A 14988-nucleotide genomic window follows, 5' to 3' on the forward strand; every position below is an offset into this window, starting at 1 on the left:
GGTTGATTGCCTGAATAACCGTGCTTTCGAAAGTGTACGGTTTGTTTAAACAGGTTTTGTAACTTATGTTTGCACGCGTGCCTTTCTAAACTAATCCCCCGACAATCAGAATTCGAGCCCCCCATGTCTGCCTCTCGTCGCTTTCCATTGGTTTTGATCGGCGCCTTCCTCGCCTTGTACCTGGTGTGGGGCTCGACTTACCTGGTCATTCGTATCGGTGTCGAATCCTGGCCGCCGCTGCTGATGGCGGGCGTGCGCTTTGTGATTGCCGGGACTTTGCTGTACGGCTTCCTGCGCTGGCGCGGTGTGCCGGCGCCGACCTGGCCGCAATGGCGCGCAGCAGGCGCGATTGGCGTGCTGTTGCTCAGCTGTGGCAACGGGGGCGTGACGCTGGCCGAACACGCTGGCGTAGCCTCCGGGGTGGCGGCATTGGCGGTGGCCACGGTGCCGTTGTTCACTCTGGTATTCGGCTTGTTCTGGGGGCATCGCAACACCCGCCTGGAATGGGCCGGGATCGTCCTCGGCCTGGTCGGTATTGCCATGCTTAACCTGGGTTCCAACCTGCAGGCCAGTCCTATGGGTGCCGCGTTGATCCTGTTCGCCGCCGCATCGTGGGCGTTCGGCTCGGTCTGGAGCAAAAGCCTGCCATTGCCTCAGGGGCCGATGGCCAGCGCCGCCGAGATGCTCGTGGGTGGTGCCGCGTTGCTGCTGGGCAGCGCCCTGAGTGGCGAGCGCATGACCCAGATGCCCACAGCCGCGGGTTGGGGCGCGCTGGCTTATCTGGTGTTCTTCGGCTCGATTCTGGCCTTCAGCGCCTACATGTACCTGCTCAAGCATGTGCGCCCGGCGGCGGCCACCAGCTACGCCTACGTCAACCCGGCGGTAGCGGTGCTGCTCGGCATCCTGTTTGCCGGCGAGCAGATCGGTTTCGAGGAATGCGTGGCCATGGCGGTCATCATCGGTGCGGTGGTGTTGATCGGTCTGCCGCAGTGGCGCAAGCCGACAGTCGAGCAGGTCAAGCCACAAGCGCAGGTAGAAGGCGAGCTGTGCAAGTAACAGCGGTTTGTCAGGAAGGTGCTGGCGGAACAAGGTAAACTGCCGCCATTGCTGAATTCCCCTGACGGTACTGCCATGACATTCGCCAAACTCGGCCTGATTGAACCCTTGCTGCGCGCGCTTGAGCGCCTGGACTACAACACCCCGACGCCGGTCCAGGCCCAGGCCATCCCTGCCGTGCTGGCCGGGCGCGACCTGATGGCCGCAGCCCAGACCGGTACCGGCAAGACCGCAGGCTTCGCCCTGCCGCTGTTGCAGCGCCTGACCCTGGAAGGCGCCAAGGTTGCCAGCAACTCGGTGCGCGCGCTGGTGCTGGTTCCGACCCGCGAGCTGGCCGAACAGGTGCACAGCAACATCCGCGAATACGCCGAACACCTGCCGCTGAGCACTTACGCGGTATACGGTGGCGTCAGCATCAACCCGCAGATGATGAAACTGCGCAAGGGCATCGACCTGCTGGTGGCAACACCTGGGCGCTTGCTCGATCTGTTCCGTCAGAACGCGGTGAAGTTCAATCAGCTTCAGGCGTTGGTCCTCGACGAAGCTGACCGCATGCTCGACCTGGGTTTTGCCGAAGAGCTGCGTGCGGTGTATGCCGCCTTGCCGGTACGGCGGCAGACCTTGCTGTTCTCGGCGACCTTTTCCGACGAAATCCGCCAACTGGCCGCGCAGACCCTGAATGATCCGTTGAGCATCGAAGTCAGCCCGCGCAACGTCACCGCCAGCACGGTCAAGCAGTGGATCGTCCCGGTGGACAAGAAGCGCAAGCCGGAGCTGTTCAGCCACCTGATGCGCAAGCAGCGCTGGAAGCAGGTGCTGGTGTTCGCCAAGACGCGCAACGGTGTCGATCAACTGGTCGAGCGTCTGCGTGGTCAGGGCGTGAACGCCGATGGCATCCATGGCGACAAACCCCAGGCGACCCGCCAGCGTGCCCTGGACAGTTTCAAGGCGCGCGAGATCCAGATCCTCGTAGCCACCGACGTGGCGGCGCGCGGCCTGGACATTGACGACCTGCCGCTGGTGGTCAACTTCGACCTGCCGATCGTGGCTGAAGACTATATCCACCGTATTGGCCGCACCGGTCGTAAAGGCAACAGCGGCGAGGCGATCTCGCTGGTGTGCGCCGATGAGGTGCAGCTGCTATCGGCTATTGAAACCCTGACCCGCAAGACCCTGCCGCGCCATGAAGAACCGGATTTCATTCCTGATCACAAGGTGCCGATGACCGATGCCAGCGGGCAGGTGCTGAAGAAGCCGAAGAAACCGAAGAAGCCCAAGGAAAGTAGCGGCAAGCGTACATTGGGTCGTTGGATGGATAGTGGCGATACGCCGGCAGCAGCGCCTGCGGCCAAACCGGTGCGCAAGGTGCCGACGTTCAATACCGGGCCGCGTAAGCGTAAACCTTGAGCCCTTGGGGCCGCGTTGCGGCCCATCGCTGGCAAGGCCAGCTCCTACATCCATGGTCCATTAGGACTCTTGCCTGGCCAGGCTTCTGTGGGAGCTGGCCTTGCCGGCGATGGAAGGCGCAGCCTTCCCTCAGTTTTTCAGCCAGTCGAGAACCCCAAGCCCTGCTTTGCGCCCACTGGCAAAACACGCCGTCAACAGATACCCCCCGGTCGGCGCCTCCCAGTCGAGCATCTCGCCGGCACAAAACACCCCCGGCAGCGCCTTGAGCATCAAACGCTGATCCATCGCCTCAAACACAACCCCACCGGCGCTGCTGATCGCTTCATCCAGCGGGCGAGGGCGCACCAGCACAATCGGCAGGGCCTTGATTGCCTGGGCCAGCAACGCCGGGTCGGCAAAGGTCTGCGCATCGGTCAGCTCGCGCAGCAACGCCGCCTTGACCCCGTCCAGGCCCAACTGGCTGTGCAGGTGCTTGGCCATCGAACGTGAGCCACGTGGCCTGGCCAAAGCCTTCTGAATGTTATCCAAAGTGCGATTGGGCATCAGGTCGAGCAACACCGTGGTGCTGCCTGCACGGTTGATCGCTTCACGGATCTGCGCCGACCAGGCATACACCAGGCTGCCCTCCAGCCCTTGCGCAGTGACAATGCACTCACCCAGACGCGGCGCCTGACCTGCAAGGCTCAGGGCGATGTTTTTCAGCGGTGCGCCAGCGAATTTGTCCTTGAGCAGATCGCTCCAGGCATGCACCTCGAATCCGCTGTTGGCGGCCTGCAACGGCGCGACCTGTACGTCTTTATCCACAAGCCAGGGCAACCAGGCTGCATCAGAGCCCAGGCGTGCCCAGCTGCCGCCGCCCAAGGCCAGCAGGGTGGCAGCAGGCTTGAGCGCCAGTTCGCCCTGTGGATAAGCCACTCGCAAGCTGCCATCGGCATTCCAGCCAAGCCAGCGGTGACGGGTGTGGATAACTACCCCGGTATCGCGCAGGCGCTTGAGCCAGGCGCGTAGCAGCGGGGCGGCTTTCATGTCGCGGGGAAAGACCCGGCCAGAGCTGCCGACAAAGGTTTCGATGCCCAGATCGTGAATCCACTGGCGCAGGGCGTCGGCGTCGAAGCCTTCGAGCAATCCGGCGATTTCAGCGCTGCGCTCGGCATAACGGGAAATGAACGCCGGGTAGGGGTCGGAATGGGTGATGTTCATGCCACCGACCCCGGCCAGAAGGAATTTGCGTCCCACCGAAGGCATGGCGTCGTACAGATCCACCGCGACTCCGGCCTGGCCGAGCACTTCGGCGGCCATCAACCCGGCCGGCCCGCCTCCGATAATGACAACGTGTGGGCGGTGGGGGGCGCGGGTGTCGGTCATGGTCGGCTGCAAGCTGGGAAAAAGAACCGGCATTCTACCTCAGCGCGGCAGGCGGAAACACTGATCAAAAAATGTACAGCCGCTTCAAACCCATACGGACAAAGGGCTGCAGTGGCTTTCACGCAGGTTATCCACAGGCGGTTCCACAGTCATTGTGAGTAACCCAGTACCCGCTTGGCGCTGTGATGGAGGATGCCATGGCGGCGTGCCAGGGCCTGGCGGTCCTTGCTGTAGCCGCCACCGATCACCCCGACTACCGGGATGTCGCGGCCCAGACACTGGCGCAGGACATGCTCATCACGGGCTGCGACGCCTTCATCGGTCAGTTGCAGATACCCCAGGGCATCGTCCTTGTGCACATCGACGCCAGCGTCATACAGCACCAGGTCCGGACGGTACATCGGCAACAGGTAGTTGAGGGCGTCCTCTACCACTTTCAGATAGGCCTGATCGCCCATGCCGCGGGGCAAGGGGATATCCCAGTCGCTCTGGGCCTTGCGTGCCGGGAAGTTCTGCTCGCAGTGCAAGGACACGGTGATGGCGTCGGGGGTGTTGTGGAGAATCCGCGCGGTGCCATCGCCCTGGTGCACGTCGCAGTCGAAGATCAGCACCTTGTGCACCCGTCCGGCTTCCAGCAGGTAGTGGCTGATCACCGCCAGGTCGTTGAAGATGCAAAAGCCGGCAGGGTGGTCGTAATGGGCATGGTGGGTGCCGCCCGCTAGATGGCAGGCGATGCCATGTTCCAGCGCCTGTTCGGCGGCCAGCAGCGAGCCGCCGACCGCTCTTACCGTGCGTCGGGCCAGGGCCTCGCTCCAGGGCAGGCCGAGGCGGCGCTGGTCTTCGCGTGACAACTCGCCATTCATGTAGCGTTCGATGTAATCGCGGTCATGGGCCAGGGCGAGGATATCGTTGGGGCAGATCTGCGGGCGCAGCAAGTCCTGGTCGGTGGTCAGTCCACTGTCGACCAGGTGATCGCGCAGCAGGCGGAACTTGTCCATCGGAAAGCGGTGCTCGGCGGGAAACGCCGGGCTGTAGTCGTCGTGGTAGATCAGCGGCAGGGGCATGGCAGATTCTTGAGCAAGTCAGGGCTCGATCTTGCCAGTTGCGCTTGCCGTTGCGCTACTTTGTAGGAGGCACGACTCATTAAAAAGGCGCATACATGCTGGCTTCCTGGACGTTCTGGGCTGTTCTCTCGGCTATCTTCGCAGCGCTGACTGCGATCTTTGCCAAAGTCGGCATCAGCGGTATCAATTCCGACTTCGCCACCTTGCTGCGTACCGTGGTGGTCCTGATCAGCCTGGCGCTGATTCTCTACGCCACCGGGCAGTACCAGTCACTGGCTTCGATTTCGCCGCGCAGCTATCTGTTTCTGGTGCTGTCCGGGCTGGCCACCGGGGCTTCCTGGATCTGCTACTTCCGCGCACTGCAATTGGGCCAGGCGTCTCAGGTGGCCCCTGTGGATAAACTCAGCGTGGTGCTGGTCGCCGTGCTGGGGGTGACCCTGCTCGGCGAGAAGCTCGATCTGCGTCAGTGGGCAGGTATCAGCCTGGTCACTCTGGGCGTAGTGATGCTGGCATGGCGTTGAGCCGGCCCGCATGCTCAGGTCCGTGTACTGTTAAGAATTTTTTGCCATTCGCTGGCGTTCATCTGGCCGAGAATTCTTGCTTTGCCGTTGGCGGAGACCGAGACGAACAATGCACTGGCATAGTCGCTGGAGCGCTGACCGCCGGGCACCTTCAACTGACGCTCCATATGGTCAATGCAGCCGCTGTGGGTCACCAGCACCAGGTTGTGCTTCGGCGCCTTGTGCGCCAGGGCGGTCTTGGCGAAGTCCTGGTCACACTGTTGCACCCATTCTTCGCTGCTGATGGCTTTACCGAAGATGAAGTGCGCGGTCTGGCGGGTCCTGACCTGCGGGCTGCTGAGCACCTCGGCGCTATCCAGGCCCAAGTGCTGCAAACCATGGCCAACGTCCGTGGCGGCCTGGCTGCCGGCCACAGTGATCCCGGTCGGGTCGCCAAGACAAGCGTTGCTTGAGCGATCACAGCGCTCTGCATGACGGATCAGTACGATCACCGCGCCCTTGGACCATTCACTGTAAACACCGCTGCTGTGCATTTGATTGTCACTGCCCAAGTCCACAATTCGAGTTCTCGTTGCTGCCCATGTGGTCAGAGTGGCCAATGCAAGCATGACGCACAGGCCGATGAGCATCGTTCTGATGGCGGGTAGTCGTCGGCGCTTGAGCGCTGAAAGGGCGGTGTTTCGAGTGGTACCAGGCAACATGCTGCAACTCCATAACGCGCAATCGGATCGGGTGGCAGCCGGTTGGGGCAGGTACCACGAACGTGGCCGCACTGTAGGCGAGACTCCGTGGAGGGCAGGTGAAGTGGATGTGAAAAAAATCTTTATGGGACGAGGGCGATAAACGGCGCAATTGAACAAAGCGTTTCGATGTTTGTCATAGCGTGCAAGTTGAAGTGGATGGCACTGTCGAAGTGCAAGTTGTAACTTCACATGTGTAACTAAATATATGTAACTAATTTTTATCTTTGAAACGAATTGTTACTCTGCGTAAATAATGTAAATTCGCTTCATCTGATAATTACTCGTAAATAGCATTGCGCATCATTTTCTGATGGTGGCAATACTAATGGCACACAAGGCTGAAATAACACGTCGTTCAGAATCAGGTCATCTTTACACTGCACTTGGCTTGGCAGTGGCTTCCTGGTCTTCCGTCAGTCTGGCTGAAACCTCCGCTACCACCGTTGCGCAGCCGGCAACAGCGGTGGAGCTGGATGCAACCGATATCACCGGGAAGCCACACGAAACATTCAAAGTCGATGAAATGTCATCGCCAAAGTTCACCGCGCCCCTTCTTGAAACGCCCAAGTCGATCACCATCATTAATGAAGCCTTGATCAAAGAGCGTGGCGCAACCTCGTTGACTGACGTGCTGCGCACCACCCCGGGCATTACTCTGGGCGCAGGCGAAGGCGGCACTCCGCTGGGCGATCGCCCGTTCATTCGTGGCTTCGAAGCCAGTACAGACATCCAGATTGATGGCGTGCGTGACCTGGGGCGCATGTCCCATGAGGCGTTCAACGTCGAATCGGTGGAAATCGTCAAAGGTCCGGGCTCTTCCTATAGCGGTCGGGGTTCGACCGGCGGCACGATCAACCTGGTGAGCAAGGCGGCAAAGATGGATGACTCCATCGCCGGCACCGTCACCATGGGTACTGACCAGCTGTGGCGCAGTACCATTGACGTCAACCAGTACCTGCCAGAGCAGGACCTGGCCTTGCGCCTGAATGCGATGAAGCACGAAGCCGATACCCCCGGTCGTGACGATGTCGAGGTCAAGCGCTGGGGTATCGCCCCGACCATCACCTGGGGCCTGCAGGGGCCGACCCGTGTCACCGCCAGTTACTACCACCTTGAAACCGATGACATTCCTGATCAGGGGCATCCGATTTCGCTGATTACCAACAAGCCGGCCGACGTTGATCGTGACAACTTCTACGGTCTGGTCGATCGCGACTTCCGCAAAACTTCTGCCGATCTGGCAACGTTGATTCTCGAGCACGACTTTTCCGAAGAGCTGAAAGTACGAAACACCTTGCGTGGTGGTCGTAGCATGCAGAACTACGTCATGAGCCGTCCGGTGTTTGCCAATGTCGGACAAGAAGAAAGCGGACTGGTCGGGCGCGGTTTCCGGCCACGCAATGTGGTCAACACGACGTTGATCAACCAGACCGACCTGTTTGGTACTTTCCACACCGGCAACATCAAACATACTTATGCCACCGGCCTGGAACTCAGCCGCGAAACCATCACCGACAAGGATAAGCACAAAGGTAATAACGGTCGTCCTGCCGACCTGGAAAACCCCAACCCCCATGACGGTGGCTGGACGCTGTTGCCAGGTACTGGCCAGGTCACCAGCAAGTACCAGACCGAGGTCAAATCGCTGTACGCCTTCGACACCTTGGGGCTGCACGAACAATGGGACCTGAACCTGGGCCTGCGTTATGACGACTACGACGTGAAAAACCGCGTTGCCGGTGGTGCCGAGTCGTCCAGCGAGCTGTGGAACTACCAGGTCGGTGTAGTCTTCAAGCCCATGCCCAACGGCAGCATCTACCTGTCCTACGGCACGTCGTCCAACCCCTCGGGGGAAAACACCCAGTCCGGCGGTGCTGATGGTGCGGGTGCCGGTAACCTGAACGGCAACAAGGCCAACCTGGACCCGGAAAAAGCCCGTAGTGTGGAGCTGGGTACCAAGTGGGATGTGCTCAACGAGCAGCTGTCGCTGACCGCCGCGGTTTTCCGCACGGAAAAAACCAACGCCCGTGTAACCGATCCGATCACCGGCCTGGTGGCCCTTGATGGCGATCAGAAAGTTACCGGCTTCGAGCTGCAGGCCACCGGACGAATCACCGACGCCTGGGCCATCTGGGCCGGTTACACCTACCTGGACGCCGAGGTGGTGAAGTCCGGAGGTGACCGCAGCAACGATGGCAATCAGTCCAAGTTCATTGCACCCAACAGTTTCAGCCTGTGGAGTTCCTACGACATTACCGAGCGCTGGAGAGTCGGTGGCGGGGCCAACTACATGGATGATCGCTACATGAACGACGCCAACACCATTACCGTGGATGACTACTGGCGCTACGACGCGATGGTTGGCTACAAGGTCAGCAAGAACCTGGACCTGCAACTCAACGTCCTCAACCTGACCGACGAAACCATCTACGATGCGTCCCATGTTGGCCTGTTCGCCACCGTGGCACCGGGCCGCTCGGCGGAGCTGACTGCAAGCTTCACGTTCTGATTGCTCCCGCCCTGAATGTCTCGACAGTGATGGCCTGGCCGGCGCTGTCGAGACTGTGATTTTTCCTGACCCCTGATCGCCAGCTTTCCTGCGTCTGCCTACGCTGTAAACTGCAGGTGATGTGTTCAGGAGCAGGCGATGACCCCCATACTCGAGTTGGAAAGCGCACGACTGGTGCTGCGCCAATGGCAGGATGACGACCTCAACGAGTTCGCCGCCCTGTGCGCCGACCCTCAGGTCATGCGTTATTTTCCCGCCCCGCTGACGCGCCTTGAAAGCGCCGCACTGATCGGCCGTATCCGTGGCCATTTCAATGAGTACGGTTTTGGTTTGTGGGCGTTGGAACGCAAGGATTCCGGTGCCTTCATCGGCATGACCGGTTTGCTCAATGTCAGCTTCGACGCCGATTTTGCGCCAGCCGTGGAGATCGGCTGGCGCCTGGCCCGTCGCCATTGGGGCCTGGGTTTCGCCAGCGAAGCGGCCTGGACCAGCCTGCGTTGCGCCTTTGCCCAATTGGGCCTGGAGCAGGTGGTGTCGTTCACTTCTGAAAGCAATTTACCGTCGCAGAAGGTCATGCAGGCCATTGGCATGCAACAGGACCTGACCGGCAGTTTTCTGCACCCGAAACTGCCCGAGGATCATCCCTTGCGTGCCCATGTGCTGTACCGCATCAACCGGGCCCAGTGGCAACAGACCCTGCGTGGCTGAATTGCACAACATACAGGTGAGCTATGACAAACCCTGTATCATTTGTCGCAGTTGCGCATTGCTTTGGAGAATCTTGAATGAGCCACGTGTTGGACGATCTGGTCGACTTGCTGAGTCTGGAAGCCATTGAGGAAAACCTGTTCCGCGGACGCAGTCAGGATCTGGGTTTTCGCCAGCTGTACGGTGGACAGGTGCTGGGGCAGTCGTTGTCGGCCGCCAGCCAGACGGTCGAAGAAGCACGCCATGTGCATTCGTTGCACGGCTATTTCCTGCGTCCGGGTGATGCGACGATGCCGGTGGTCTACTCGGTTGACCGGGTGCGCGATGGCGGCAGTTTCAGTACCCGGCGGGTGACGGCGATCCAGAAGGGCCAGCCGATCTTTACCTGCAGCGCGTCGTTCCAGTATGACGAAGAGGGTTTCGCCCACCAGACGCAGATGCCTGCGGTGGTAGGTCCGGAAAACCTGCCTTCGGAAGTGGAGCTGGCCCAACGCATGGCCGACCGTCTACCAGAGGCAATCCGCGACAAGATGCTGTGCGCCAAGCCGATCGAAATGCGCCCAGTCACCGCAGAAGACCCGTTCAATCCCAAGCCGGGCGAGCCAGTGAAGTACATCTGGTTCCGGGCTGACGGTAACCTGCCAGATGTGCCTGCGCTGCATAAATACATGCTCGCCTATGCTTCGGACTTCGGCTTGCTGACCACCTCGTTGCTGCCGCATGGCAAATCGGTGTGGCAGAAGGACATGCAGGTCGCCAGCCTCGATCATGCGCTGTGGTTCCACGGCAACCTGCGCGCTGACGAATGGCTGCTGTATGCCATGGACAGCTCCTGGGCGGGTAATGCCCGCGGCTTTTCCCGCGGCAACATCTTCAACCAGGCGGGGCAACTGGTGGCTTCGTCCTGCCAGGAAGGCCTGATCCGTCAGCGCAAGGACTGGGCATGAGCCTCAAGGATATCCGTCACTGGGTGTTCGACATGGACGGCACCCTGACCGTCGCGGTGCATGACTTCGCGGCCATTCGCGAGGCCCTGGAAATTCCGCCGGCGGACGACATCCTTACCCATCTGGCGGCGTTGCCTGCTGCCGAAGCGGCGGCCAAGCATGCCTGGTTGCTGGAGCATGAACGTGATCTGGCGATCGGCTCGCAGGCTGCAGTCGGTGCCGTGGAGCTGGTGCGTGAGCTTGCCGGGCGCGGCTGCCAGTTGGGCATCCTCACCCGCAACGCGCGGGAACTGGCGCATGTCACGCTGCAAGCCATCGGCCTGGCCGACTGCTTTGCCGAGCCGTACGTGCTGGGACGTGATGAAGCGCCACCCAAGCCACACCCCGGTGGCTTGTTGAAGCTGGCCGAGGCCTGGGATGTGGCGCCGGCCGAGATGGTCATGGTCGGTGATTACCGTTTTGACCTCGATTGCGGTCGTGCGGCGGGGGCCCGGACCGTCCTGGTCAACTTGCCCGACAATCCATGGCCAGAATTGGCTGACTGGCATGCGGCGGATTGCCGGGCGTTGCAGGCGTTGCTGCAAGGTTGAAATCTTTCGCGGGGCAAGTCGGATTGCCCCGCGATGAACACTCAGAAGTCCCAACGCGTGGTCAGCATCACATTGCGCGGCTCACCATAGTAGGTGGTGTCGAAGTTGCCCAGCCCGCTCAGGTAGCGTTTGTCGAACACGTTGTTGGCGTTGACCGTGAAGCTCAGGTGCTCGTCATATTGGTAGCGGCTCATCAGGTCGACCAGGGTATAACCGCCTTGCTTGATGTAGGTGTAGTCGTTCACCGCACCGCTGTAGATCTTGCCGTAAAACGCGCTCTGCCAGTTCACTCCACCACCGACGGTGACCTTGTCCAGCATGCCTGGTAGGCGGTAAGTGGTGAACACACGCACCAGGTGCTCAGGCTTGCTGGTGCTCATCGGGAAGCCGTAGATGTGTTGTTCGTCGGCATCGCGGGAGCGGGCATAGGTGTAGCCGGCCGAGAGGTTCCAGCCTTCCATCAGCTCACCGGCAACTTCCAGTTCCAGGCCTTTGGTGGTTGCGCCGCTTGTGGCTTTGTAGATGCCTTCGTTGGTGAGCGGGTTGGAGCCGATCGACTCGGCGACGTTGTCCTGCTCGATACGGAAGAAGGCCAGGCTGGCATTGAGCCGGCCGTCGAAGTAAGCCGCTTTCAGACCGGCTTCGTAGCTGTCGCCTTCAACCGGGTCGAGCGTGACGCCGCTGGCGTCCTTGTTGCTCTGCGGCTGGTAGATCGAGGTGTAGCTGGTGTACACCGAGTAGGTGTCGTTCAGGTCATACACCACGCCGGCATAGGGCGTGACCACGCCATGCTGTTTGTAGCTCGCAGAGTTGTCGGCGAAGACAGTCGGGTTCAGACCATCGTAGTCGTAGTTATCGTGGTACTTGAAGGTGCTGACACGGGTACCGAGGATCACCGACAGCTCATCGGTGGGGCGCAGGCGGGTGGCGATGTAGGCGCCGTTCTGGCTTTTCTTCTGCTCATACTTGCCGTTTTTCGGGAAGTCCGGCACGCCGATGTGGCCGTCCCAGTCGAAAATGCTGCCCGGCACCATGGCGAATTCACTGGTGTCCCAGGTGCTGCCGGTCTGGCGTGAGTGGGCAGTGTTATAACCGACGACCAGATCATGCTGGCGACCGAACAGGGTGAAAGGTCCGGAGAGGTTCAGGTCAGCAGAGTTCTGTACCCGATGACCTTCCCAGCGCCCCCAGAAGAAGAACATGCCGTTGCCGTCGCGGTCCGGCGAGCCGCCACTGGCCGACGCCAGGCGGGTGTCGTGATCGCTTTGCAACTGGTTGACGCTGAACTTGAGTGACCAGTCGTTGGCCAGTGCCTGTTCCAGGGAGGCGAAGTAGGTGCGGTTCTGGAAGTCGCGACGGCTCCAGTCGGCGCCCGGGTTGAACGAACGGGAGAAATCCGTACGGCCGCCGTCGGTAAAATACACCGGGTTGCCGGTCCAGGAGGTACCGCGCGGGGTGGTGTTCTGCTGGTCGATGCCGACTGTCAGCAGGGTATCGGGAGTGATGTCGGCTTCGAGAATGCCGTAGTACACCTCTTTCTTCTGCTGGTAGTGATCCTGATAACCCTTCTTGTCCTGTTGTGCGCCGACAAAACGGCCGCGCAGGGTGCCGCTGCTGTTAAGCGGTCCGGAAACATCGCCTTCGCCGCGATAGTTGTCCCAACTGCCGGCACTGCCAGTGAGCGATGCCTGGAACTGCGCGGTGGGCTTCTTGCGGATCAGGTTAACGGTGGCGGAAGGATCGCCGGAGCCGGTCATCAGGCCGGTCGCACCCTTGAGTACTTCGACTCGGTCGTAGATGGCCATGTCGACATGGGCAGTGCCCTCGTCATAAACACCGTCATAAATGGTGTTCACACCATCGTACTGGTAGTTGGTGATCACCAGGCCGCGACTGGTGAATTCGGTACGGTCGCTGTCGTAGGTCTGCGCCGATACACCGGGGGTATTGCGCAACACATCGGAGATGCTCTGGGCGCCCTGGTCATCCATCAACTGGCGAGTGACCACAGTGATCGATTGCGGCGTTTCGCGAATCGACAACGGCAGCTTGGTTGCGGTCCGGGAGGCGGCGGTGGTGTAGGAGCCGGTGTTTTCCGTGGTTTCGCCGAGGAGCTGGCCGTTGATGCTGGTCGCCCCCAGCTCCAGGGCGTCACCGTTGCCGGCCGGGACCAGTACATAGCCGCCGTTGCTCTGGCGCTGGGCCTGCAGGCCGCTGCCCTGCAGCAGGCGCGCCAGGCCTTCCTCAACCGAATAGTCGCCCTGCAGCCCAGCTGATTGTTTTCCCTGGGTTTCACGGGCATCGAACGACAGGGTGATGTTGGCGCGAGTAGCGAACAGGCTGAGGTTGGTGCCCAGTGCCCCCGGAGCGATCTGGAAATTTTTGCTGGCGCTCTGTGCCATGGCCTGCGCCGGCAGCAATGCCAGCATCGGCAGTGGCGCCAGGGTCAGGCCGAACAACGCCAGGTGAACGGCGCGAACCAGAGGGCGGGGTGCCCGGGGGCAAATGCGGGTCATGCAGGTTTTCCTTCGATTGGCTGGGCAGAGGTGCAGCTGAATTTGCTGCTTTAACTGCGTAGCCGAATGAGAATGAAAATCGGCAACCCTTTTATTGAAATTATTCAGACCGCTTCGATGCTGACCCAATAGCGGGTCAGGTAGCGCACCTTGACCGGTAACGAGGCGCTGAGGTTTTCCAGAATGGTGTCGGTATCGTCGATGCGAAAGGCGCCGGACAGACGCAAATCGGCAATGCCTTCGGCGCAGCGCAGCATGCCCGGGCGATAGCGGCGCAGCTCGCTGACAAAGTCGGCCAGGCGCCATTCGATCACCGTCAGCATTCCTTGGGTCCAGGCACCGGTGCCGGGTGCAGCGCTATGGGCGCTGCCGATCTGCCGCTGGTCGAAGCTGACCGATTGCCCGGCGTCCAGGCGCAGCATCAGCAGCGGGTTATCCACAGGACGGATCTCCACCGCGTGCTGCAACACGCTGACCCGGCTCTGGCCGTCGTCGCTGCGCACACTGAAGCGCGTACCCAGGGCACGTACGCGGCCCTCGGCGGTCTGCACCTCGAAGGGGCGGGCGGCGGGGTCACTGGCGGTCTGCACCATGATCTCGCCGCGGTGCAGGCGTAACTGGCGCTGCTGGCCATCAAAGTGAATATCCACGGCGCTGTCGGAATTGAGTTCGAGCTGGCTGCCATCGCTGAGCCTGACCTGGCGCCGTTGCCCCTTGGCGGTACGCAGTTCGGCCATCAGCGCCAGCGCCGGGGTGCTCTCATGCACGCTCCAGCCGGTGGCGCCGACGGCCAGGAGCATGGCCAGGGTCTTTACCACTGCACGACGGCGCGCGCGGACGCCAGCCAGGGTCGGCAGGGCGACGTCGGCCGGCAGACTGCCAAATTGGCGTTGCAGCTTTTCCACCCGGGCCCAGGCCAGGGCGTGCGCCTGGCTTTTGCCCAGCCAGTCCTGCCAGGCTTGCAGCTGGGCGTCACTGGGCTGCGCCGCGTTGAGCTGGACATACCAGGTGGCAGCGGCTTCGAGGGTGCGGTAATCCAGAGCTTGAGCCATTCAGTCGTCCGTCAGCAGCAGGCAATGGGTCATGGCGCGGATCAGGTGCTTTTTCACCGTGGTGACCGAAACCCCCAGGCGCTCAGCAGTGGCGACATAGCTCAGGCCTTCCAGTTGCACCGCGAGGAAGATGCGGCGGGTGCGCTCACCCAATCCGTCGAGCAGGGTGTCGACAGCCACCAGAGTTTCGAGGATCAGCAAGCGCTTTTCCGGTGAATCGGCCATCCGTTCCGGGCGGCTTGCCAGCTCGGCAAGATAAGCCTGCTCCAGTGCCTTGCGGCGGAATTTGTCGATCATCAATGCATTGGCGATGGCACCCAGATAGCTGCGCGGCTCGCGAATGGTCTGGGCATTGCGCGCGGTCAGTACCCGGATAAAGGTGTCCTGGGCCAGGTCAGCAGCATCGCTGGCGTTGCCCAGGCGGGCGCGTAGCCAGCCTTTCAGCCAACCGTGGTGTTCGCTGTAGAGCGTGTGCAGAGCGGCATGATCGGGAGCGGGCATGAACGGCAA

Annotated in this window: 13 protein-coding genes; 7 read left to right on the forward strand and 6 right to left on the reverse strand. The window is 61.1% G+C overall.

What is annotated here, in order from left to right; all coding sequences use genetic code 11:
* The first annotated feature begins 123 nt into the window (after nt 1-123).
* On the forward strand, nt 124-1056 hold the full coding sequence (yedA, locus tag ACVI9W_RS15735; RefSeq protein WP_461530468.1) for a drug/metabolite exporter YedA: 933 nt from the start codon (nt 124-126) through the stop codon (nt 1054-1056).
* Between the two features lie 75 nt (nt 1057-1131).
* On the forward strand, nt 1132-2463 hold the full coding sequence (locus ACVI9W_RS15740) for a DEAD/DEAH box helicase (protein ID WP_422415192.1): 1332 nt from the start codon (nt 1132-1134) through the stop codon (nt 2461-2463).
* A 129-nt stretch (nt 2464-2592) separates the two neighbouring features.
* On the opposite strand, the gene ACVI9W_RS15745 is transcribed toward ACVI9W_RS15740, so the two are convergent.
* Entirely contained in the window at nt 2593-3828 is a 1236-nt protein-coding gene (locus ACVI9W_RS15745; RefSeq protein WP_461531836.1) for a TIGR03862 family flavoprotein, read from the reverse strand.
* Nucleotides 3829-3977: 149 nt separating this feature from the next.
* Nucleotides 3978-4892: a histone deacetylase family protein gene (locus ACVI9W_RS15750; RefSeq protein WP_038606657.1), complete on the reverse strand. Its 915-nt coding sequence runs from the start codon at nt 4890-4892 to the stop codon at nt 3978-3980.
* 95 nt (nt 4893-4987) lie between these two features.
* On the opposite strand from ACVI9W_RS15750, the gene ACVI9W_RS15755 reads away from it, so the two are divergent.
* Nucleotides 4988-5413: an EamA family transporter gene (locus tag ACVI9W_RS15755; protein WP_038606660.1), complete on the forward strand. Its 426-nt coding sequence runs from the start codon at nt 4988-4990 to the stop codon at nt 5411-5413.
* 14 nt (nt 5414-5427) lie between these two features.
* On the opposite strand, the gene pmrG is transcribed toward ACVI9W_RS15755, so the two are convergent.
* Nucleotides 5428-6114: a lipopolysaccharide core heptose(II)-phosphate phosphatase PmrG gene (gene pmrG / locus ACVI9W_RS15760; RefSeq protein WP_461530469.1), complete on the reverse strand. Its 687-nt coding sequence runs from the start codon at nt 6112-6114 to the stop codon at nt 5428-5430.
* A gap of 565 nt (nt 6115-6679) precedes the next feature.
* On the opposite strand from pmrG, the gene ACVI9W_RS15765 reads away from it, so the two are divergent.
* The 4 genes from ACVI9W_RS15765 to ACVI9W_RS15780 all read left to right on the forward strand — a co-directional run bounded on the left by ACVI9W_RS15765 (nt 6680) and on the right by ACVI9W_RS15780 (nt 10910).
* Nucleotides 6680-8665 (forward strand): TonB-dependent receptor, encoded by a 1986-nt coding sequence (locus ACVI9W_RS15765; RefSeq protein ID WP_461530470.1) that lies wholly within the window; start codon nt 6680-6682, stop codon nt 8663-8665.
* A 138-nt stretch (nt 8666-8803) separates the two neighbouring features.
* A complete protein-coding gene (locus tag ACVI9W_RS15770) occupies nt 8804-9373 on the forward strand; it encodes a GNAT family N-acetyltransferase (protein WP_342624148.1) in 570 nt (189 codons plus the stop codon).
* 77 nt (nt 9374-9450) lie between these two features.
* On the forward strand, nt 9451-10320 hold the full coding sequence (tesB, locus tag ACVI9W_RS15775) for an acyl-CoA thioesterase II (RefSeq protein WP_038606666.1): 870 nt from the start codon (nt 9451-9453) through the stop codon (nt 10318-10320).
* Nucleotides 10317-10910 carry an HAD family hydrolase gene (locus ACVI9W_RS15780; protein WP_461530471.1) on the forward strand — a complete coding sequence of 198 codons (594 nt, stop codon included), beginning with the start codon at nt 10317-10319 and terminating at the stop codon, nt 10908-10910. Before tesB ends, ACVI9W_RS15780 begins: the two co-directional genes overlap by 4 nt.
* 41 nt (nt 10911-10951) lie before the next feature.
* Here the strand turns inward: ACVI9W_RS15780 and ACVI9W_RS15785 are convergent, their stop codons facing one another.
* From ACVI9W_RS15785 to ACVI9W_RS15795, 3 genes are all read right to left on the reverse strand, one after another.
* Complete coding sequence (locus ACVI9W_RS15785; protein ID WP_461530472.1) at nt 10952-13426, reverse strand: TonB-dependent siderophore receptor; 2475 nt, start codon at nt 13424-13426, stop codon at nt 10952-10954.
* Between the two features lie 104 nt (nt 13427-13530).
* The gene (locus ACVI9W_RS15790; RefSeq protein ID WP_461530473.1) at nt 13531-14478 is read right to left on the reverse strand and encodes a FecR domain-containing protein; all 948 of its coding nucleotides are present in this window, start codon (nt 14476-14478) and stop codon (nt 13531-13533) included.
* Nucleotides 14479-14979, reverse strand: coding sequence for a sigma-70 family RNA polymerase sigma factor (locus ACVI9W_RS15795; RefSeq protein WP_038606675.1), 501 nt, complete (start codon nt 14977-14979; stop codon nt 14479-14481).
* Nucleotides 14980-14988 lie beyond the last annotated feature (9 nt).

It is taken from the genome of Pseudomonas sp. 210_17 TE3656, from assembly GCF_054821965.1.